The organism is Aliiroseovarius pelagivivens, assembly GCF_900302485.1.
Taxonomy (GTDB): domain Bacteria; phylum Pseudomonadota; class Alphaproteobacteria; order Rhodobacterales; family Rhodobacteraceae; genus Aliiroseovarius; species Aliiroseovarius pelagivivens.
In genome coordinates this window covers 739256-759576 of record NZ_OMOI01000002.1, presented here as the reverse complement: position 1 = coordinate 759576, position 20321 = coordinate 739256, and the positions used below count along the sequence as shown (strand labels likewise).

Sequence of the window (20321 nt, the reverse complement as noted above, 5' to 3'; positions counted from 1 at the left end):
GGAAGCGTCAAACAGGGAACAGTGGCTTTTCTTGTACCACCTTTTCACGCCCACCAGCCCCCAAAAGCCACGCATCCCGCCCCTCGATCACCACGGCAGAGATGGCTTTGCCATGCCCTGCCCCGGTGTCGATGTTCAGGCGATTCCCATAATGTGTGACCTCGTCCACCGGTGTATGGCCATGCACGATCAGCGGACCGTGATCGACGTTTGATTGGTGAAATTCTTTGCGGATCCAGCACAGGTCATCCTCGGCCTGTTGATCCAAAGGGACGCCCGGACGGATGCCTGCATGGGCGAAATAGAGATCCCCCAGCCGATAGCTGGACGGCAGGTTTGCCAGATAGTCGCGGTGGCGTTCCGGCACAGCTGCGCGGGCTTTGGGGTGCAGCTGATAGGTGCGGATCCCTTCGGGAACCTCGACCCCATAGCTGGCGAGCGTATCGATCCCGCCGATCCGTGGATGCAGCCAGTTGTGGTCGATCAAAAGCTGGGTATCGACCATGGGATGCTTTCGCAGGAACATCTCCATCATGCGGTCATGGTTGCCCTTCAGCACAACCCAGTTTTCGCCACGTGCTTGACCGTCAATCAGGTATTGGATCACGCCCTTGCAGTCTGGACCACGGTCGACAAGGTCGCCGATATGCACGACAGGCGCATCATCGTCGCCGCACCGCGCACGGTCTTCTGCGATCAGCGCGTGGGCTGCTTCCAGTTTGTCCAGATGACCGTGAATGTCTCCGATCGCATAGGCGCGCATGGGGGTGCTCCTTCTTCTGTGGCCAACCTAAGCATATGGCCCAAAAAGAAAAGCCCCGGCGAAGGGCCGGGGCTTTCCGTTGTATGTTTGACGCTTAGACGTCGAACTCAAGCGGGCTGACCGAGTTAAACAGGCCCGTGTCGCGCAGCGTGGTCAGCACATCGTCCGAGATCCGATGGTCCACGTACAACAGCGCAATCGCGTCACCACCGGTTTCCTTGCGGCCCAAGGTAAAGTTCGCGATGTTCACGCCGTTTTCGCCCATGGTTTTACCCAGCGTGCCGATGATGCCCGGCACGTCGTCGTTGGTGGTGTAGAGCATGTGGCTGCCGATTTCGGCATCGATGTTGATGCCTTTGATCTGGATGAAGCGCGGCTTGCCGTCCGAGAACACGGTACCTGCAATCGAACGCTCGCGGTTTTCCGTCACAACCGTCACTTTGATGTAACCATCAAACGTGCCGCCCTTGGCTTGCGTGGTGGTCGAGGTCTTGATGCCACGATCTGCAGCGACAACAGGCGCCGAAACCATGTTCACATCAGGGGTCTGCGGCTTCATCAGGCCAGCGATGACGGCACAGTCCAGCGCCTTCAGGTTCATCTCGGACGCGACACCATCATAAAGGATGTTCACAGCCTTCACCGGTTCGTCGGTCATCTGACCCACGAAAGCACCCAGATGCTCGGCCAGTTTGATCCACGGGCCCATGACCTTGGCTTCTTCAGCAGTCACCGACGGCATGTTCAGTGCGTTCTGCACAGCACCGGTCAGCAGGTAATCCGACATCTGTTCAGCAACCTGAAGCGCCACGTTTTCCTGTGCTTCGGTCGTTGCAGCGCCAAGGTGCGGGGTGCAGACGACGTTGGGCAGGTTGAACAGCGGGTTCTCGGTGGCGGGCTCTTCGGCGAACACGTCGAAGGCGGCGCCAGCAACGTGACCCGATTTCAGCAGGTCAGCCAGCGCTTCTTCGTCGACCAATCCACCGCGGGCACAGTTGATGATGCGCACACCGGCTTTGGTTTTCAGCAGGTTCTCGCGGCTCAGGATGTTGCGGGTCGCGTCGATCAGCGGCACGTGCAGCGTGATGAAATCAGCGCGGGCCAGCAGTTCGTCCAGCTCGACCTTTTCAACGCCCATGCTGTCGGCTTTCTCTTCCGATAGGAAGGGGTCATAGGCGACCACTTTCATCTTCAGACCCAGCGCACGATCGCAGACGATGCCACCGATGTTGCCTGCGCCGATAACGCCAAGCGTCTTGTTGGTCAGCTCGACACCCATGAACTTCGACTTTTCCCACTTACCAGCGTGGGTCGAGGCCGAGGCTTCCGGGATCTGACGCGCCACGGCGAACATCATCGCAATCGCGTGCTCGGCGGTGGTGATCATATTGCCGAACGGCGTGTTCATGACGATCACACCGGCTTTCGAAGCAGCAACTTTGTCTACGTTGTCGGTACCGATCCCGGCGCGGGCAACAACCTTCAGGTTGGTCGCGGCTTCAAGGATCTTGTCGGTCACTTTGGTGGCCGAGCGGATCGCCAGACCGTCATATTCGCCGATCTTGGCAGCCAGCGCGTCTTTGTCTTTACCCAGCGTGGGTTCGAAGTCGACTTCGATTCCACGGTCGCGGAAAATCTGAACGGCGGTTTCCGAAAGCTTGTCGGATACGAGAACTTTGGGGGCCATGGTGTTGGTCCTTCTTCAAAGATGATGGGGAAGGCTCTGCGCGTCGTTGCGCAGAGCAAATTCTTTATTGTGCTGCGATCTCGGCGTTGAACGCCCAATCAAGCCACGGCATCAGGGCCTCGACGTCCGACGTCTCGACCGTGCCACCGCACCAGATGCGCAGACCCGCAGGGGCGTCGCGATAGGCGCCAACGTCCAGCGCTACGCCTTCAGCTTCCAGGCGCTTGGCAACGGCCTTGGCGAACGTGGCGCCATCCTTGATGCGATCGTCGGTGAACTTCAGGCAGACCGAGGTGTTCGACAGCGTGGTCGCATCTTCGGCAAGGAAGTCGACCCAATCGCGCATCTCGACGAAGTCAGCGACGGCCTTGGTGTTGGCATCCGCGCGGTGGATCAGACCTTCCAGCCCGCCAACCGAACGCGCCCAGTCGAGGGCGAACAGATAGTCTTCGACAGCCAGCATCGACGGCGTGTTGATGGTCGCACCGGTGAAGATGCCTTCGATCAGTTTGCCACCTTTGGTCAGGCGGAAGATCTTCGGCAGCGGCCATGCGGGGGTATAGCTTTCCAGACGCTCAACAGCGCGGGGGCTCAGGATCAGGATGCCGTGTGCAGCCTCGCCGCCCAGCACTTTCTGCCAAGAGAACGTGGTCACATCCAGCTTGTCCCACGGCAGGTCCATCGCAAACGCGGCCGAGGTCGCGTCACAGATGGTCAAACCTTCGCGGTCGTCGGCAATCCAGTCACCGTTCGGAACGCGCACGCCCGAGGTGGTGCCGTTCCAGGTGAAGACAACGTCATTGGCGAAATCGACGGATGCCAGATCGGGCAGTTGGCCGTAGTCGGCGGTCTTGGCGACGGCATCGATCTTCAGCTGCTTCACAACATCGGTGACCCAGCCCGAACCGAACGATTCCCAAGCCAGCATCTCGACCCCGCGGGCACCCAGAAGCGACCACAGTGCCATTTCAACCGCGCCGGTGTCCGACGCAGGAACGATGCCGATCTTATAGTCAGCGGGGATGCCCAGCACTTCGCGCGTACCTTCGATGGCCGCTTTCAGCTTGTCCTTGCCAATGGCGGCACGGTGCGAGCGACCCAAGGCGGCGTCGGCCAGGGCATCAAGATTCCATGTGGGGGGTTTGGCGCAGGGGCCAGAGGAAAAACGCGGATTTGCCGGCCGCGTTGCCGGTTGTGCAATATCAGTCATGATACCCTCGCAGATATTTGCCCTTCGTTGGGGAAGGGTGTCCCACGGATCGAAGTAAGGGGCGTTTTGATGCTGCACAAGCAAAAAAGCGTCGGAAATGTCGCCTGACAGGTCGAAATTGGGCGCAGAATGACCACTATCGGAAACTTGCGTCGCGGTCGAAAACGGGGATTTCGCGCCGTTGGCCCGCCAAATCCACGGATTCAGCCTTGTGAAACAGGCCTATTCTGCCGCATGAAACGGGCAGCTTCAATTTGCCCAACAAAGGCCCGCCCTATGTATTTCGCCACGCTGATCGCATCGCCCTCTGCCCGCAACCTCGAGCCCGCTTTGGTCGAAAACCTGCGCAACGCGTGGGGCGGAGGCGACGCTGACTGGCTAGCCCCGGACGAAGCGGCCGAGTTTTCGCTGGACGCCCTGCCCGACAATCGGTGGGACGTCTGGGGCGACCTGCAGAAGATGGGTGTCGACCTGATCATTCTGCCTGCCGAGGGACGCAAAAAGAAGATGCTGCTGGCGGATATGGACTCGACCATGATCCAGCAGGAATGCATCGACGAACTGGCGGACGAGGCAGGTGTGGGCGAGCGCGTGAAAGACATCACCGCCCGCGCCATGAACGGCGAGCTGGACTTTGAAGGCGCCCTGACCGAGCGTGTTGGGCTTTTGAAAGGTCTGCCGGAAAGCGTCATCGGCGACGTGCTGGCCAACCGCATCACCTTGATGCCCGGCGGTCAGGCTCTGCTGGCCACCATGAAAGCCAACGGCGCGTATGCCGCGCTGGTGTCCGGCGGCTTCACCGCCTTCACCGCGCATGTCGCGGCCACGCTGGGCTTTGACGAAAACCGCGCCAACACGCTGAACGTGGCCGATGGCGCGCTGACGGGTACAGTGGGCATGCCCATTCTGGGGCGCGAGGCGAAAGTGCAGGCGCTGAAAGAGATCACCGCCCGCCTTGGCCTGTCCCATGACGATGTAATGGCCGTGGGCGACGGCGCGAACGACCTTGGCATGTTGGGGCTGGCTGGCGCAGGTGTGGCGCTGCACGCCAAGCCATCCGTCGCGGCAGAATGTGACATTCGCATCAACCACGGCGACTTGACGGCGCTGCTATTCATTCAGGGCTATGCGCAGTCAGACATCGTAGATGGCTGAGTTTTCAGCGGAAATCCTGCTGTTCCTGCTGGCCGCAGGGTTTGTCGCCGGGTTCATCGACAGCATCGCGGGCGGAGGCGGGCTGATCACTGTCCCCGCTCTGTTGCTGGCGGGCGTGCCGCCGGTCACGGCGCTGGCCACCAACAAGGTGCAGGGGTTGTTCGGGGCAGGTATGGCGGCAGTGACATACGCGCGAAAAGGTCATGTAAACCTGCGCAGACAGCTGAAACCTGCCGCATTGTCGTTTGCTGCCGCGCTTCTGGGCGCGCTGTCCGTCAACGCCCTGCCGACCGAGCTGATCCGCTGGATCCTGCCCATTCTGATGGTCGCCATCGCACTGTTCTTTGCACTGAAGCCGGGGCTCGATGACTCTGATCGTCACCAGCGGCTTACCCCGGCTGTCTTTGCACTGACCTTCGCTCCGCTGATCGGCTTTTATGATGGGCTGCTTGGGCCCGGTGCAGGCGCTTTCTACATGCTGGCCTTCGTCGCCATGGCAGGCCACGGCATCCTGAAAGCCACCGCCCACACAAAGCTTCTGAACTTTGCGTCCAACGTGGGCGGGTTGGCCGGGTTCCTGCTGGTGCTGTCCCCGCTGTGGATTATCGGGCTGGCCATGGGCGTGGCCCAAATGGCGGGGGCCTATGTCGGCTCGTCGCTGGCGTCACGCATCGGCGCACGCCTGATCAAACCGCTGCTGGTGATCGCCTCGTCCGCCATGGCGTTGAAGCTGATCACCGACTTGTTTTGAGCGGCAGCTAGAGCGTCAACAGCGCGTCAGACGGGCGAATGAAACCCGTGTTCAGCCCCGCAAAGTTCAGCACATCCGGATTCAGACGCTTTTTCACATCAGGATGCGCTGGGTCGAGCACGCCCAGCTTCACCAAGATCGCCGCCACAGCGCATTCTGATGCACGGGTCGAGCCGTCCTCGATCTTCAGGGCGACACCCATCTCAAGCTCGGGGATGATCGCGATGAAGAACGCCTCGGCCCCGGTTTTCAGGGCCACCTTGCCCGGCGCAGAGCGCATCAGTTCAGTACAGGCGCGGGTTTCTCCGGCCACCAGATCAGGATGCAACATCATCGCCTCACGCAGACGGACAGACGCCTTCTGGCGCGCATCCCCATCCTCTTTCGCGGCGGCAAAGCCGGCCATGGCCCGGCCCATACCCAGCAGCGTGCTGGCGTGGTTCGGGGCCGAGCAACCGTCGATGCCGAAACCGGGGCTGACCTCGCCCGTGACTTCCTCGAACGCTTGCTTGATTGCGACCTGAATGGGGTGGTCCACCTCGACATATTCCGGGTCGCTTACACCCATATGGCGGCTGAGCGTCAGGAACCCCGCGTGCTTGCCCGAGCAGTTGTTGTGAATGCGGCACGGGCTGTCGTCGGTCTTAATCAGACCCACCTTGGCAGGCTTGTCGGCGGGCCATTGCGGACCGCAACGCAGGTCATCATTGCCCAGCCCCATATCTGCCAACCAACGCGATACGCGGTCGGTGTGAATGGCGGCCCCTTGGTGGCTGGCGCAGGACAGGGCCAGCTGTTCTGTGGTCAACCCGGCCGCATCCGCCGCCCCGCTTTCCACCAGCGGCAAAGCCTGCAGCATCTTGGCTGACGAGCGTGGTAAAATCACCTGATCTGGGTCACCCCAGGCATGCACAATCCCGCCTGTTTTATCGACAACAACCGCGTGCCCCCGGTGCTGGCTTTCCAGAATGTCACCGCGCCAGACCTCGACCAACCGTTCTGCCTTACCCATATCGCTCTCCTTCTGCCCGGAAACACGCGGAAATCCGCCACCGGGGCTTTCATTACCCTGTCTTTTGACGCTAAACTGCGCTTGCAGACATGGAAACGACCTGAGCGGTCTGGTCAAGGGCCACCTAAGATGGCCGGGGACAGCGTGACGGTCCGAGGCAGAGGCAGCGGAGGCTGTATTAGACATGAATCGTTTGATCTTGGGTGCAATTGGTGCCTTTGGCCTGTCGATGGCAGCGACAGGTGTCATGGCGCAAGAAAGCTCGAACCGGGTGGCCGCAACCACCGATTGGAGCGTTTTCGTCGAGAATAACCCCACTGAGTGCTGGAGCGTCTCCAGCCCGAAGGAAACCGTGAACACCAAAAACGGCCGTGCCGTCGCGGTGAAACGCAGCGATATCCTGCTGTTCGTCAGCTATCGCCCCGGTAGCAACGTGAAGGGCGAAGTGTCGTTCACAGGCGGCTATCCTTTCGCGCCAGGCTCGACCGTGGACATGACCATCGGCAGCAACAGCTTCCAGCTGTTCACCGACGGCGAATGGGCTTGGGCCGCAAGCCCGGCTGATGACGCCAAAATCATTGCCGCGATGAAAGGTGGCGCGAAAGCCGTCGCCAGCGCACAATCTGCGCGCGGCACCAAAACGCAGGACACGTTCAGCCTGCTGGGCTTCACCGCTGCCGTTGAAGAAGCCGGCAAGCGCTGCGCCAACTAAAGCGTTTCGGTTTAATCCCGACCGTCCAAGGCAATCTGACACGCGGGGGTGAAAACCTTCGCGTGACAAGCTATATATGTTGCCCTATAGACTGCCGCCCTGCACGGTAAGGATCGCGACATGGACCCCAAGGCCCCAATCACTCAGGATGTAATGACCATCCCACGCAAGACTGACGAAGGTGGCAAGCGCAACCTCGTGGGCTTGACGCGCGACCAAATGCGGGATGCGCTGATCGATATGGGCACGCCGGAAAAGCAGGCCAAGATGCGCACAGGGCAGATCTGGCAGTGGATCTATCAGTGGGGCAAACGTGACTTTGCCGACATGACCAATCTGGCCAAAGCCTATCGCGCGCAATTGGCCGAGCATTTCGTAGTTGAAATCCCCGAAGTCGTGACCCGTCAGGTGTCCGAGGACGGGACTCGCAAGTATCTGTGCCGCATCGCTGGCGGTCACGAGGTCGAGGTCGTGTATATCCCCGAAGAGGGGCGCGGCACGCTTTGCATTTCAAGCCAAGTGGGCTGCACGCTGACGTGTTCCTTCTGCCACACCGGCACGCAGAAACTGGTGCGCAACCTGACCGCGGCCGAGATTGTCGGCCAGATCATGATGGCCCGCGACGATCTGGACGAATGGCCCGTTCCCGGTGCGCCGAAGGATGAAACCCGCCTGCTGTCCAACATCGTACTGATGGGCATGGGCGAGCCGCTCTATAACTTCGACAATGTGCGCGACGCGATGCGGATTGCGATGGACCCGGAAGGGATCCAGCTGTCGCGCCGCCGTATCACCCTGTCGACCAGTGGCGTCGTGCCCGAGATCGCCCGCACCGCCGAGGAAATCGGCTGTCTGCTGGCCATCAGTTTCCACGCAACGACGGACGAGGTCCGCGACGTGCTGGTTCCGATCAACAAGCGCTGGAACATCGAAGAATTACTGGGTGCACTGGCGGCCTATCCCAAGGTCTCGAACAGCGAACGGATCACGTTTGAATACGTTATGCTGAACGGTGTGAACGACAGTGACGAGGACGCGCATCGTCTGATCGACCACATCAAGCGCCACAATATCCCGGCCAAGATCAACCTGATCCCATTCAATGAATGGCCCGGCGCGCCGTACAAGCGGTCGTCGAATAACCGTATCCGTGCCTTTGCGAACATCATCTATCAGGCCGGTTACGCCAGCCCGATCCGCAAAACACGCGGTGAAGATATCATGGCCGCCTGCGGTCAGCTGAAGTCGGCCACCGAACGCGCGCGTAAATCACGCAAGCAGATCGAGGCCGAGGCAGGGTTGGGCTAACCCCAAAGCGCCCTCATCAGAGCAACCCGAACGATCAACGAAGCGCAGGCAGTGTCTGCGCTTCGTTTCTTTTCAGGGCTCAGCGGACCGGATGATCGCGCCCTCAACGCAGGGGAAAGGTCCGACCTTCTTTCGCCCATAGGTAGTGGTATTAGGCCATTTTTAAGGGAAATTTGACAGACTAGACACGTCTTGGCTAAATGAAATTGCTTTCTTATTGCTGGGGAGAGGTGGGCTCAATCCCAGAGAGAGCGAACGCGGGGAATTAAACCATGGCGTTGTTAACGCTTACGTTTCCTCCCGGAACAGTTGCATCCGTGTCTAAATCGTCTGGCGATTGGATTGTAGACTCGGTCAACACCACTGAAGTGGTCGTCGTCGTTGATGATTTGGACAACGACGGAACCATTTCAAATGATGAGTGGGACGCGGCCGTATCCGGGGACGGTAATGACATTGGCGATACAGGTTATCTGTATCGCGATGGCGGTGTTTCTGGCTTTCTTTATTCAACCGACGGCACCACGACTTTCACAGTTGGCCAAGATGTCACGGCCATTCGCGCCGCAATGTCGAACCATTTCGAAGCAGATGTCTCGGCCATTGTCTGCTTTGCCAAGGGGACAAGGATCGCGACACCCGCCGGTCAGAAGCGGATCGAGACCCTGACCGAAGGGGATCAGGTTCTGACGGCCAATGGCGATAGCCACACGATACGATGGATCGGACGCCGCGAGGTCTCGGCGTTTGAGATGCTCCACGCGCCAAAGCTTTGCCCGGTACGCATCCGCGCAGGAGCCTTAGGCAACCAGCTTCCCGAACAAGACCTACTGGTCAGCCGTCAGCACAGGATCCTGATCAGATCAAAGGTCGCCGAGCGCATGTTTGGGACAAAAGAGGTGCTGATCCCTGCCATCAAGCTTGTTGGATGCACTGGCATCGAAGTCGAAGATCAACCTCGGGCGCTGGAATATTTCCACATCCTTCTCGATGACCATGAAATCCTGCTGGCAAACGGTGCACCTGCGGAAAGCCTGTTTACCGGGCCGGAGGCACTAAAATCCCTCTCACCCGAGGCCGTAGACGAAATCTCGACCCTATTTCCCGAGGTGCTTGAACGGATCGCCCTACAGGGTCCGGCAGCTTTGGTTCCGTCCAATCAGAAAATAAATCGAATGATCGCGCGGCACATCAAGAACAATAAAGAGCTTATAAGTTCCTAACTAATTGCCGGTATCAATCCGCGCACAGACGGGCGGTTGGAATTCGGCCTAGTCCGCCCCAGTGGCCCTTTTCCTGAACTCACTCACATACGTAGCTTTGCCAACATGCGAACCGGTTGTTTCAGCGGTCGTTTCAATCAGTTGCTGCCCACAGGATACAAACGCCTCGACGTGATCTGGGGTAAGCACCCACGGCGGGCCGTTCACAAAATCACGTGCCTCATCGCTTACCTCGGCGACGACAAGCAGCGTTCCTTCGGGGGCAACAAAATCGGAAATGCTTTCGATAAGCTGAGATTCATATTTCGGCGGCAACGCCTGAACCGTGAAGATTTCGAGCACAAAATCGAACGCGCCGCGCCAGCCCGGCTGATCCTCCAGCAAGTCCGCTTGCAAAAACTCAACCGTGGACTCCGGAAATCGCTGCTTGCAAAGATCAATCGCAGACGCGGCAACATCGAACGCCGTGACCGCGAAGCCAAGGCTTTCAAGCTTGATCGCATCATCACCCATGCCACACCCAACAACCAGGGCCGTCTTCCCTTCGCCAGATACCGGATGCACATCAAGCCATCTGGAAAAGGACGGATGGGTATCCATATTGGCCCACGGAACGCCATCTCCGCTTTTGCTGGCACCAGAATAAAGTGGCTCAAACCAGTCCGAAGGACGGTCTTCGTCGATCGAGAAGGACGGTCGGGTTTTGGGAGGTGCGTCTTGCATGGTTCGTTCGCTTCCGTGCGTAGATTGACTTGGCTGGATCAAGTTGCGGCCATTTCTGGCGTGGCTTACCGCCCCGGCAGTTCGTCCCGCGCCTCGCGACTTGGCCAGTTGTCAATCGCATCCACCGCTTCCTGCGCGGTTTCGACGAACTTGAACAGGTCCAGATCCTCGGCGCTGATGGTGCCGGCATCGGACAGGGCCTCCCAGTTGACGATCTTGGTCCAGAAGTCGCGGCCAAACAGCAGGATCGGAACCTTTTTCATACGGCCGGTCTGGATCAGGGTCAGGCTTTCAAACAGCTCGTCCAGCGTGCCGAAGCCGCCGGGGAAGATGGCGATCGCCTCGGCGCGCATCAAGAAGTGCATTTTGCGGATGGCGAAATAGTGGAAGTTAAAGCACAGGTCCGGCGTGACGTATTCGTTGGGTGCCTGTTCGTGCGGCAGCACAATGTTCAAACCGATGGACACACCGCCCGCGTCTTCTGCGCCGCGGTTGCCGGCCTCCATCACGCCGGGGCCGCCGCCGGTGACGACGACATTCTCGCGATGGCCGTTCACCTTCGAGCGCAGGGTTAGCAAACGCGCGAACTCGCGTGCTTCGTCATAGAATTTGGACAGGTCGGCCAGAGTTTTGGTGCGGGCGCCGTCCTTTTTCGACGGTTCGGGAATGCGCGCGCCGCCGAACAGGACGACGGTGCTTTCCACGCCATATTCCTGCATCATCAGCTCGGGCTTCAGAAGTTCCAGCTGAAGACGCACCGGGCGCAACTCGTCGCGGCACATGAAATCCTGATCGTCATAGGCCAGCTTGTAGGCTGGCGCGCGGGTCTGTGCTGTATCCGGCGTCTGATGCGCGGTTTCGCGGTCCTGATGGCTGTCACGAAGCGGATGGTTGCGGTCGTCTTTCATGGCACTGGTCCTGTCACAATTTGCGTCTCTACCTCAAGGCGTAGCGGCTTTAGCGCTAAAGGACCAGAGCCTGATGCTCACCTTCGCGCGATGAAAACGTCGCTTGAGGGGGGCTTGTCGCCGCAGATGGGCGCACCCGCCCTGATCGTCGTTGCGAAAAAGGGACATGGGCCTTATAGCCCTTGTGCAACATACACGCGCCTACGGAGATACCGACATGTCGAATGCCCAATTGGAAGCCGCCATCGAAGCCGCCTGGGAGGCGCGCGATACAATCACCCCGTCCACCGGCGGTGAAACCCGTGAAGCCATCGAAGCAACCCTGAACGCGCTGGACAGCGGATCGCTTCGCGTTGCTGAACGTCAGGAAAACGGCGACTGGCACGTGAACCAGTGGGCGAAGAAAGCCGTGCTGCTGGGTTTCCGCCTGAAAGACATGGAACAGCAAGATGGCGGCCCGCAGGGCGGTCACTGGTGGGACAAGGTCGACAGCAAATTCAAAGGCTGGGGTGACGCAGAGTGGACCGAGGCAGGCTTCCGCGCCGTGCCCAACTGCATCGTACGCAAATCGGCCTATATCGCGCCGGGCGTGGTTTTGATGCCGTCGTTTGTGAACCTTGGCGCTCACGTTGACGAAGGCACCATGGTCGACACTTGGGCCACCGTGGGTTCGTGCGCCCAGATCGGTAAAAACGTGCACCTGTCGGGTGGCGTTGGCATCGGCGGCGTGCTTGAGCCCATGCAGGCCGGTCCGACCATCATCGAAGACAACTGTTTCATCGGCGCCCGTTCGGAAGTCGTTGAAGGCTGCATCGTGCGCGAAGGCTCGGTTCTGGGCATGGGCGTATTCATCGGCCAGTCGACCAAGATCGTCGACCGCGAAACCGGCGAAGTGATGTATGGCGAAGTGCCGCCCTATTCGGTTGTTGTGGCCGGCTCGATGCCCTCGAAGAACGGCGTCAACCTGTACTGCGCGGTGATCGTGAAGCGTGTTGATGCGAAAACCCGTTCGAAGACGGGCATCAACGACCTGCTGCGCGATTGATGCGCATCTACGGCATCATTGCGATGCTCTTGGCGGGCCCGGCATTTGCGGGCCCGTTTGACGGCACCTATGGCCTTGAAGGCTGGAGCTGTGGCGAAGTCGGCATGGATGGCGGTGCTTTGGCCATTCGTGACGGCATTTTCTATGGCGTAGAAAGCCGCTGCGACCTGACCAACCCCGTTGATATACGCGGCATGAACGCCACCCTCTACGATGCGGAATGCGCTGGCGAGGGCGAGGTTTACGGCTATCGCATGATGGTGATGAAGACCCAAGAAGGGATCAACATCATCAATGACGGTTGGGTGACACAGCTGAGAAGCTGCCCGTAGTCTTTACCGCGGGCCGCCGAACCATTTCACAGACAAGTCAGAATAGGCGCCGGTTTCGATCAGGCGCAGAAGTGCGACATTGATGTCTTCGCGCAGGGGGCTGCCTGTGGGAAGGGCGATGCCGTAGCTCTCGGGGCGGAACACGCTGTCCAGCACTTCGCCATAACGTGCGCCTTCATTCTGGGCATAGTGGGCCAGAATTGGACCGTCGAAGATGACGGCGTCCAGCTCGCCCTGCTCGAAATCGCCAAGCAGCGCATCCAGGGAATCATATCCCGAATAGACCATGCCGCGATCTTCCAGGAAGATCGACGCCGTTGACCCTTCGGTCGTGCCAACGCGTTTGCCATCCAGATCGGACACCGAATGGATCGAACCCGAGATCGCGCTGACCGTAAGGGATGCGGTGATGTGGGCGACGAAAACCGACACCACAAACAAGCTTGAGATAACAAGAAATGTGCCGAACAGACGCCCGAAGGTCGACCGCGGCATGCGTTCTTCAAAGCCGCCATTCACCACAAGATTTAGCGCCCACCAGAAAGATGGGAACATCGCCTGACGCGCGTTGCCTTCGAAATAGGGCTGCTTGTCGCGTTCAAAGAACCACATCAACATGCCGCCGCCCAGAAGCAGCGCAAACGCGGCCAGAATGGCCAAGGCCAGATCAAGGCTGAACAGCGTCGACCAGATGGTGTCTCGTTCCTGATTGCGCGGGACCATGATGCGCAGACCACCGTGATAGATGGGTTGCGAGAAATCCATGCGCGCTTCGCGATCGCGGGTGATGGAAATGTTCGCAATCGCTCCGTCTGCGGTGATGCTTTCGACGCGATCCAGCATATCAGGGAAGCTGTCAACAATCTCGAAACTGACGGTCTGCCCCATCTCGGTGGCGATGGCGGTCATCAGATCAACGGAAAAGCCCGTTGGCGCGTCCCCATCGGACATCGCAAATGGCGGTCGCTCGACCGTTACAAATTCCAAATCAGATGCCTGAGCATATGACACGGTGGTCATACAAATCACTGCCAGACACACAGCGGCCAAGTGGCGGAGCCTTTGTGTAATCATCGTGTTTTCCCCAAAACTGTTCTATTCACATACCCCGGCAGGCAGTGGCTGCCAACTGTTTGCGTTTGTCCCTTGCGCTTTTCGGGACGATCTGCCACGCCTTTTTCATGACCAAGACAACCAAGACCAAAAAACCTCACAAAGTATATACACTTCTGGTTGAGGTGGGGCGGAAAGACGATGACGGGCTGCCTGATGGCGCCACCGGTGCCGCGTTGGTGTGCTATGCATCCGGCGTCGACGAAGCCGAAGCCGTGCGCGAAACAGTTGCGATTTTGAAGCAGGCTGATTTGGCGCCCCTAGACGTCAGCGGATACGGATCGCTGGATGACCGTCTGGCCGAAGGCCACGACATCCCCGCCGAGGAACGCAAGCTGATGGGCCGCGCTTTGGCCGAAAACAGCGTGATCGTCGCCCAGATGACCCCGTTCTTTGATGACGAGAAAAGACCTCTGCAATGATCTTTTGGGATCTGGACGGCACGCTGGCCGATCCCAAGCCGGGCATCACTGGCAGCGTGATCAAGGCGCTGAACGATCTTGGGCTGCCCGCCCCCAGCGCAGATGATCTGGAATGGGTGATCGGCCCTGCTCTGCTCTGGAGCTTCGAAAGGCTTGGCGCCCCCGATCCGGAAGCTGCATTGGATGCTTATCGCAGGCATTACACCGGCGGCGGCATGTATGACTGCTCTGTCTATGACGGGATTCCACGCGTGCTGGAAGATCTGGCAGCGCAGCATAAGATGAGCATCGCAACCGCGAAGCCCCATACTTATGCCCGCAAGATCACCGCGCATTTCGGTCTGTCCCAACACATGATCCACGAATTCGGACCCGAGCTGGACGGCACCCGCAACGACAAGGCCGAGCTGTTGGCCCACGCCCTGTCCGTCACCGGGGTTGATCCCGCACGCTGTGTGATGATCGGGGATCGGCATTACGACCTGAAAGCGGCGCGCGCCAACAATATGGCGTTCATCGCAGTGGGCTGGGGCTATGGCGGGCAGGACGATCTGTCAGACGCGGATGCCCATGTAAAAACGCCCGACGAATTGCCGGGCGTCATCGGGTCTCTGATCGGGTAACGCGTCAAGGCGTCACGATCGTGACGAAGCTGTCGGGCACCGATGGATCCTGCATCGCGAACTTGTCCAGAGGAATGCTCAGAACCGCCATATCTCCGCTGTCGGACAGCTGCCCATTGGTTTCGACGATCTGACCCTCGATCGTGAAGGTCAGACTGCGCCCCACCAACATCTGCTGCATCATCACAAGCATCCCGGGATCCATGCCACCTTCGGCCACGCTGGCTTTCATCTCGGCCAGATCGAAGGAGACGCGCAGGTTGCCGTCCTCCAACCGTTCGATCTTGGCCGTCTGGTCCGGGTCCATACCTTCTTTTGAGGCTTCCAGCTCGGCGATCATTTCGTCGATCGTTCCGGTCATCTCGGTCGTGCATTGATAATCCCCGTTATCAAGCGTTGTCGCGACACCGTCCTTGCACGTGTCCTCTCCGCTCGAGGCCATCATCTGATAGCCCTCTGGCCCCATCGTCACCGTCGACGAAACGGTGGCATTATCGCCGTCGATCTTAAGGGTCAAATCCATGTCGACACAGGCGGCAAGGGGCAAAAGGAATAGAAGGAACAGGAGTTTACGCATCGGGCGCTCCGAACTGGGGTTGCAATATATAGGCAGGGTAACGGCAGCGTGGCGCGTGGTCCAGCATGACACGGCACAACGGGGTATCACGGGCAGGGTTTCGCGGGGATGGGACGTTTTCACCGGTCACAGCACCTGCTATGAATGGCGGGAATGGAGAACTCGATGACCAACACCCAACCTGCCCCGATGGACCCCGTGGACCTGACCCAACGACTTGTGCGCTGCGCGTCGGTTACGCCGGACGAAGGCGGTGCGCTGACGCTGCTTGAGGGCATCCTGACCGGGGCCGGGTTCACCTGTACCCGTGTGGATCGCGGCGAAGTGTCAAACCTGTTTGCCCGCTGGGGGTCCAAGAATGCTCGTACGTTGGGCTTTAACGGCCACACGGATGTGGTGCCGGTCGGTGATGTAGATGCTTGGAGCGTCGATCCCTTCGGCGCGGAAATCCGCGACGGATACCTCTATGGCCGCGGCGCGACCGACATGAAATCAGGCGTGGCCGCATGGGTCGCCGCTGCGGTGGACTTCACCCGAAATGCGCCCGAGGATGCGTCGCTTGTCATCACCATTACGGGTGACGAGGAAGGCCCGGCCACGGATGGCACCGTCGCCATTCTGGACTGGATGGAAGCGCAGGGTGAAAAGATGACCGATTGCGTCGTCGGCGAACCCACCTGCCCCAATGACATGGGCGAAATGATGAAAATCGGGCGGCGCGGATCAATGACCGCCTATTTCACCGCGCGCGGCGTGCAAGGCCACGCGGCATACCCGCATCGCGCGCTGAACCCAGTGCCTGCGCTGGCCCGCCTGATGGCTGATCTGGCAGCGCATGAACTGGATCAGGGCACCGATCACTTTGACGCCTCGACGCTGGCCGTGACCACGATCGACACCGGCAACCCGGCGACCAACGTGATCCCCGCCGAAAGCCGCGCGACGGTGAACATCCGCTTCAACGACGCCCACAGCTCGGACAGCCTGACCAAGTGGTTGCAGTCCGAGGCCGAGCGGGTTGGCAAGGATACCGGCGTGGACATCGAGATGGTCGTGACCGTCTCGGGCGAAAGCTTCGTAACGCCCCCCGGCCCGCTGTCTCAGCTTATTTCGGACGCTGTTCAGGCGGAAACGGGTCTGGTGCCAGAAGCGTCCACATCCGGCGGCACATCAGACGCGCGTTTCGTACAGCACCATTGCCCGGTGGTCGAATTCGGCCTGGTCGGGAAAACTATGCATGCGGTGGATGAACGGGTTGAAGTCGCCCTGATCCCGCAGCTCAAATCCATCTACACCCGCATCATTCAGGATTACTTCGCATGAGCAAACTGCCCACCAAGAAGGACATCCTGAATTGGATTTCCGAGAACCCGACCCAGACCGCAAAGCGCGACATCGCGCGCGCCTTTGGCATTCGCGGTGCCGCACGGATCGATCTGAAACGCATCCTGAAAGAGCTTGAGGCCGACGGCCATCTGCAGAAACGCAAGAAGACCTATCGTGACTCGGATAAGCTGCCCCCGGTCTCTGTTCTAAGCGTCAAAGGCCCGGATGCGGATGGCGATCTGTTTGCCTATCCGACCGAATGGACCGGCGAAGGCGCTGCACCCCGCGTACTTCTGGTGGCGAAAGACGGTGACCCCGCACTGGCAGAGGGCGAACGCATTCTGGCCCGCCTGACCGAGGTGAAGGACGAAGCCCACGCCTATGAAGGCCGCCTGATCCGGCGCATTGGCACCAACCCACAACGCATTCTGGGCATCTTCCGCAAGGGCTCGGAAGGCGGTCGGATTGTGCCGATTGATAAAGGTGCCGACAAGGAATGGCGCGTCGAGCCCGGCGCAGATGACGGCGCCAAGGACGGTGAACTGGTCGAGGCACAGCGCTCGGGCCCCAAGTCCCGCATGGGTCTGCCCCGTGCGCGCGTCGTGGCCCGTTTGGGCGACCCGACCGCGCCTAGGGCGGTTAGCCTGATCGCCATTCACCAGCACGGCATCCCCGACGCCTTCCCCGACCGCGTGATCGTGGAAGCCGACGCCCATAAACCCGCGGGCCTAAAGAACCGCGAAGACCTGCGGCACCTGCCGCTGATCACCATCGACCCATCCGATGCGCGCGACCACGATGACGCGGTCTATGCACATGCCGATGACACCCCCGGAAACCCCGGTGGTCATGTGGTCTGGGTCGCGATTGCCGACGTGGCGCATTACGTGACGCCCGGATCTGCACTGGATAACGAGGCACGCAAGCGTGGCAACTCCAGCTACTTCCCCGACCGCGTGGTGCCGATGCTGCCCGACCGCCTGTCGGGTGATCTGTGCAGCCTGCACGAAGGCGTCCCGCGCGCCTGTCTGGCGGTCCGCATGGTGTTGGACGCGCAGGGCAACAAGAAAAGCCACAGCTTCATTCGTGGGCTGATGCAATCCCACGCCTCGCTGAACTATGCCGAGGTTCAGGCCGCGCAGGATGGCCAGCCGAACGAGAAATGCGCGCCCCTGATGGACGAGGTCATTGCGCCGCTTTATGCCGCCTATCGGTCCGCCAGACTGGGCCGCGAGGCGCGGCAACCGCTGGATCTGGACCTGCCCGAACGCAAGATCGTGCTGGACGAGGATGGCAAAGTCGCCTCGATCGATTTTGCTGAACGGTTTGATGCGCATAAGCTGATCGAAGAATTCATGATCCTCGCCAATGTCTCGGCCGCGGAAGAGCTGATGCGCCTGAAGCGCCCGCTTCTGTTCCGTGTCCACGAAGAGCCAAGCCCCGAAAAGCTGGAGGCCCTGCGCGAGGTTGCGCAGGCATCCGGCTTTACGCTGGCCAAGGGGCAGGTTCTACAAACCCGCCACCTGAACAACCTGCTGGCGCAGGCCGAGGGCAGCGAATTTGACGAACTGATCAACATCTCGACCCTGCGGTCGATGACGCAGGCCTATTACTTCCCGGAAAACTTCGGGCATTTTGGGTTGTCGCTGAAATCCTACGCGCATTTCACATCACCCATCCGGCGCTATTCCGACCTGATCGTGCACCGCGCACTGGTGTCCGGACATGGTTGGGGTGATGACGGGCTGTCGCCGCAGGATGTGGAAACGCTGGAAGCGACCGCGAAGCACATCTCGGAAACCGAACGCCGCTCGATGCTGGCGGAACGTGACACGACCGACCGCTATCTGGCGGCCTATCTGTCCGAACGCGTGGGTGGCGAGTTCACCGGCCGTGTATCCGGCATCGCGCGCTTCGGGTTGTTTGTGAAGCTGGATGAAAGCGGCGCAGACGGTCTGGTGCCGCTAAGCACGCTGGGCAACGAGTATTTCCGCTTCAACGCCGATGAACAGACCCTAACAGGCGAACGGTCGAACTTCACGCTTGGCTTGGGTCAACGCGTTGTCGTGCGCCTGACCGAGGCCATCCCCACCACAGGCGGGCTGGCGTTAGAGATGCTTGAGGTCGAAGGCCGCAAGCTGCCGCGCAGCTCGGCGCGTAGTGGGGGGAAATCTGGCCGTAGAAAACCCATGACCAATGCCAAACATAAAGCCAAAATTAAGAGGAAGGTGAAACGATCCCGGCGGTAACGCCGGATGGGGAGGCAAGGTCAATCGTGACGGAAGCACTTGGGGACGCAAAGAAAAGCTTTGATCAGTGGCTAGACGGCTACATCGCAGAGGCAACGCAGTCAGGGATCTCGCAAGAGACCCTTCAACATGCGATGCCATATCTGATTTTGGATCCCGGCATTCACGAGCGACAATCCAATCAATCCGAATTTGCCCTGAATATCTCTCAATACCTTGACCGCGTTGTCACAGTCGAGCGGGTCAGCAAGGGACGCGCCACGTTCCGAAACCAGCGCCAGATCCTGAATGATATCGCCGAAACCTATCACGTTGATCCTCAGGTCATTCTGGCAATCTGGGGGGTCGAGACTGACTATGGCAGGATCCGTGGCGAGCATTCGGTTCTGACGGCTCTGGCCAATCTGGCGCATGACGGGCACCGCGCCGCCTTCTTTGAAAGCGAACTGACCAGCGCACTGTCGATCGTAGAGCAGGGCCACGCGGATGCCGCGACGATGGAAGGCTCTTGGGCCGGCGCTATGGGGCATGGGCAGTTCATGCCCTCGAGCTTCCTGAGTTTTGCTGTGGATCATGACAAGGATGGGAAATGTGACATCTGGTCTAAGGATCCGACAGACGGGTTGGCGTCCATTGCCAACTATCTGGCCCGGCACGACTGGCATGAAAGCCAGCCTTGGGGGATCGAAGTCCTATTGCCGGATGGGTTTGATTTCACCCTGACGGGTCCAGAACACCGCCTGCCGATTGCCGAATTGAACGGTATGGGCGTGCGCACCATGGATGAAACCACCCTACCGGACTATGGCGATGCATCGGTTCTGTGTCCGTCAGGCGCCACCGGTCCGGCCTTCGTGGTCAATCACAACTTTCACGTAATCCTGACCTATAACCGGGCCGAGGCTTACGGCATCGCAGTCGGGCATCTATCGGATCGTCTGGCCGGATCGCGGGCTAAGATCACCCCTTGCCCAGAGGATCTAACCCCGCTGACGCGCAGCCAGATGGCCGAGCTTCAGACCCGCCTGACCAAGGTCGGATTTGACACGCAGGGGGCCGATGGGTTCACCGGACCCAATACCCGCACAGCCCTGCGCGCCTATCAGAACGAGGTTGGCTTGATCCCCGACGGGTTCGCGACACGGGCGCTGTTGGACGGACTGCTCCAGAACGCCTGAGCCA

20 protein-coding genes are annotated in these 20321 nt (G+C 59.8%); 12 read left to right on the top strand and 8 right to left on the bottom strand.

The window, feature by feature from the left end:
* Positions 1-7: 7 nt before the first annotated feature.
* From ALP8811_RS15865 to ALP8811_RS15855, 3 genes are all read right to left on the bottom strand, one after another.
* The gene (locus tag ALP8811_RS15865; protein WP_108858223.1) at positions 8-763 is read right to left on the bottom strand and encodes a metallophosphoesterase; all 756 of its coding nucleotides are present in this window, start codon (positions 761-763) and stop codon (positions 8-10) included.
* Between the two features lie 94 nt (positions 764-857).
* Positions 858-2450, bottom strand: coding sequence for a phosphoglycerate dehydrogenase (gene serA / locus ALP8811_RS15860; protein WP_108858222.1), 1593 nt, complete (start codon positions 2448-2450; stop codon positions 858-860).
* 64 nt (positions 2451-2514) lie between these two features.
* Entirely contained in the window at positions 2515-3660 is a 1146-nt protein-coding gene (locus tag ALP8811_RS15855) for a phosphoserine transaminase (RefSeq protein WP_108858221.1), read from the bottom strand.
* Between the two features lie 276 nt (positions 3661-3936).
* On the opposite strand from ALP8811_RS15855, the gene serB reads away from it, so the two are divergent.
* Both serB and ALP8811_RS15845 read left to right on the top strand, forming a co-directional pair.
* Positions 3937-4815, top strand: a complete 879-nt coding sequence (gene serB / locus ALP8811_RS15850; protein ID WP_108858220.1) for a phosphoserine phosphatase SerB — start codon at positions 3937-3939, stop codon at positions 4813-4815.
* On the top strand, positions 4808-5566 hold the full coding sequence (locus ALP8811_RS15845; RefSeq protein WP_108858219.1) for a TSUP family transporter: 759 nt from the start codon (positions 4808-4810) through the stop codon (positions 5564-5566). The genes serB and ALP8811_RS15845 overlap by 8 nt, the downstream gene beginning before the upstream one ends.
* Positions 5567-5573: 7 nt before the next feature.
* Here ALP8811_RS15845 and ALP8811_RS15840 read toward each other — a convergent pair whose 3' ends face one another.
* Positions 5574-6578 (bottom strand): asparaginase, encoded by a 1005-nt coding sequence (locus ALP8811_RS15840; RefSeq protein WP_108858218.1) that lies wholly within the window; start codon positions 6576-6578, stop codon positions 5574-5576.
* 184 nt (positions 6579-6762) lie between these two features.
* On the opposite strand from ALP8811_RS15840, the gene ALP8811_RS15835 reads away from it, so the two are divergent.
* From ALP8811_RS15835 to ALP8811_RS15825, 3 genes are all read left to right on the top strand, one after another.
* Positions 6763-7290, top strand: coding sequence for an invasion associated locus B family protein (locus ALP8811_RS15835; RefSeq protein WP_108858217.1), 528 nt, complete (start codon positions 6763-6765; stop codon positions 7288-7290).
* A 120-nt stretch (positions 7291-7410) separates the two neighbouring features.
* Positions 7411-8598 (top strand): dual-specificity RNA methyltransferase RlmN, encoded by a 1188-nt coding sequence (rlmN, locus tag ALP8811_RS15830; protein ID WP_108858216.1) that lies wholly within the window; start codon positions 7411-7413, stop codon positions 8596-8598.
* Positions 8599-8915: 317 nt separating this feature from the next.
* Entirely contained in the window at positions 8916-9821 is a 906-nt protein-coding gene (locus tag ALP8811_RS15825) for a Hint domain-containing protein (protein WP_245924684.1), read from the top strand.
* A gap of 48 nt (positions 9822-9869) precedes the next feature.
* Here ALP8811_RS15825 and ALP8811_RS15820 read toward each other — a convergent pair whose 3' ends face one another.
* Both ALP8811_RS15820 and ALP8811_RS15815 read right to left on the bottom strand, forming a co-directional pair.
* Positions 9870-10544, bottom strand: a complete 675-nt coding sequence (locus tag ALP8811_RS15820) for a class I SAM-dependent methyltransferase (RefSeq protein WP_108858215.1) — start codon at positions 10542-10544, stop codon at positions 9870-9872.
* Between the two features lie 65 nt (positions 10545-10609).
* The gene (locus ALP8811_RS15815) at positions 10610-11452 is read right to left on the bottom strand and encodes an LOG family protein (RefSeq protein ID WP_108858214.1); all 843 of its coding nucleotides are present in this window, start codon (positions 11450-11452) and stop codon (positions 10610-10612) included.
* Between the two features lie 217 nt (positions 11453-11669).
* Here ALP8811_RS15815 and dapD point away from each other — a divergent pair, with 217 nt between their 5' ends.
* Positions 11670-12497, top strand: coding sequence for a 2,3,4,5-tetrahydropyridine-2,6-dicarboxylate N-succinyltransferase (gene dapD, locus ALP8811_RS15810; protein ID WP_108858213.1), 828 nt, complete (start codon positions 11670-11672; stop codon positions 12495-12497).
* Positions 12497-12829: a hypothetical protein gene (locus ALP8811_RS15805; RefSeq protein WP_245924683.1), complete on the top strand. Its 333-nt coding sequence runs from the start codon at positions 12497-12499 to the stop codon at positions 12827-12829. The genes dapD and ALP8811_RS15805 overlap by 1 nt, the downstream gene beginning before the upstream one ends.
* A 3-nt stretch (positions 12830-12832) precedes the next feature.
* Here the strand turns inward: ALP8811_RS15805 and ALP8811_RS15800 are convergent, their stop codons facing one another.
* On the bottom strand, positions 12833-13849 hold the full coding sequence (locus ALP8811_RS15800; protein ID WP_245924682.1) for a transporter substrate-binding domain-containing protein: 1017 nt from the start codon (positions 13847-13849) through the stop codon (positions 12833-12835).
* Positions 13850-14010: 161 nt separating this feature from the next.
* On the opposite strand from ALP8811_RS15800, the gene ALP8811_RS15795 reads away from it, so the two are divergent.
* Together ALP8811_RS15795 and ALP8811_RS15790 are read left to right on the top strand one after the other, a co-directional pair.
* Positions 14011-14364, top strand: a complete 354-nt coding sequence (locus ALP8811_RS15795; protein WP_108858316.1) for a DUF8846 family protein — start codon at positions 14011-14013, stop codon at positions 14362-14364.
* The gene (locus tag ALP8811_RS15790; RefSeq protein WP_108858211.1) at positions 14361-14987 is read left to right on the top strand and encodes an HAD hydrolase-like protein; all 627 of its coding nucleotides are present in this window, start codon (positions 14361-14363) and stop codon (positions 14985-14987) included. The genes ALP8811_RS15795 and ALP8811_RS15790 overlap by 4 nt, the downstream gene beginning before the upstream one ends.
* A 4-nt stretch (positions 14988-14991) precedes the next feature.
* Here the strand turns inward: ALP8811_RS15790 and ALP8811_RS15785 are convergent, their stop codons facing one another.
* Positions 14992-15564 (bottom strand): hypothetical protein, encoded by a 573-nt coding sequence (locus tag ALP8811_RS15785; RefSeq protein ID WP_108858210.1) that lies wholly within the window; start codon positions 15562-15564, stop codon positions 14992-14994.
* Between the two features lie 165 nt (positions 15565-15729).
* Here ALP8811_RS15785 and dapE point away from each other — a divergent pair, with 165 nt between their 5' ends.
* From dapE to ALP8811_RS15770, 3 genes are read left to right on the top strand one after another with little or no spacing between them, the layout of a single operon-like run.
* Positions 15730-16887, top strand: coding sequence for a succinyl-diaminopimelate desuccinylase (dapE, locus tag ALP8811_RS15780; RefSeq protein WP_108858209.1), 1158 nt, complete (start codon positions 15730-15732; stop codon positions 16885-16887).
* On the top strand, positions 16884-19139 hold the full coding sequence (gene rnr, locus ALP8811_RS15775; protein WP_108858208.1) for a ribonuclease R: 2256 nt from the start codon (positions 16884-16886) through the stop codon (positions 19137-19139). The genes dapE and rnr overlap by 4 nt, the downstream gene beginning before the upstream one ends.
* A gap of 26 nt (positions 19140-19165) precedes the next feature.
* Positions 19166-20317: a lytic murein transglycosylase gene (locus ALP8811_RS15770; RefSeq protein WP_245924681.1), complete on the top strand. Its 1152-nt coding sequence runs from the start codon at positions 19166-19168 to the stop codon at positions 20315-20317.
* Positions 20318-20321 lie beyond the last annotated feature (4 nt).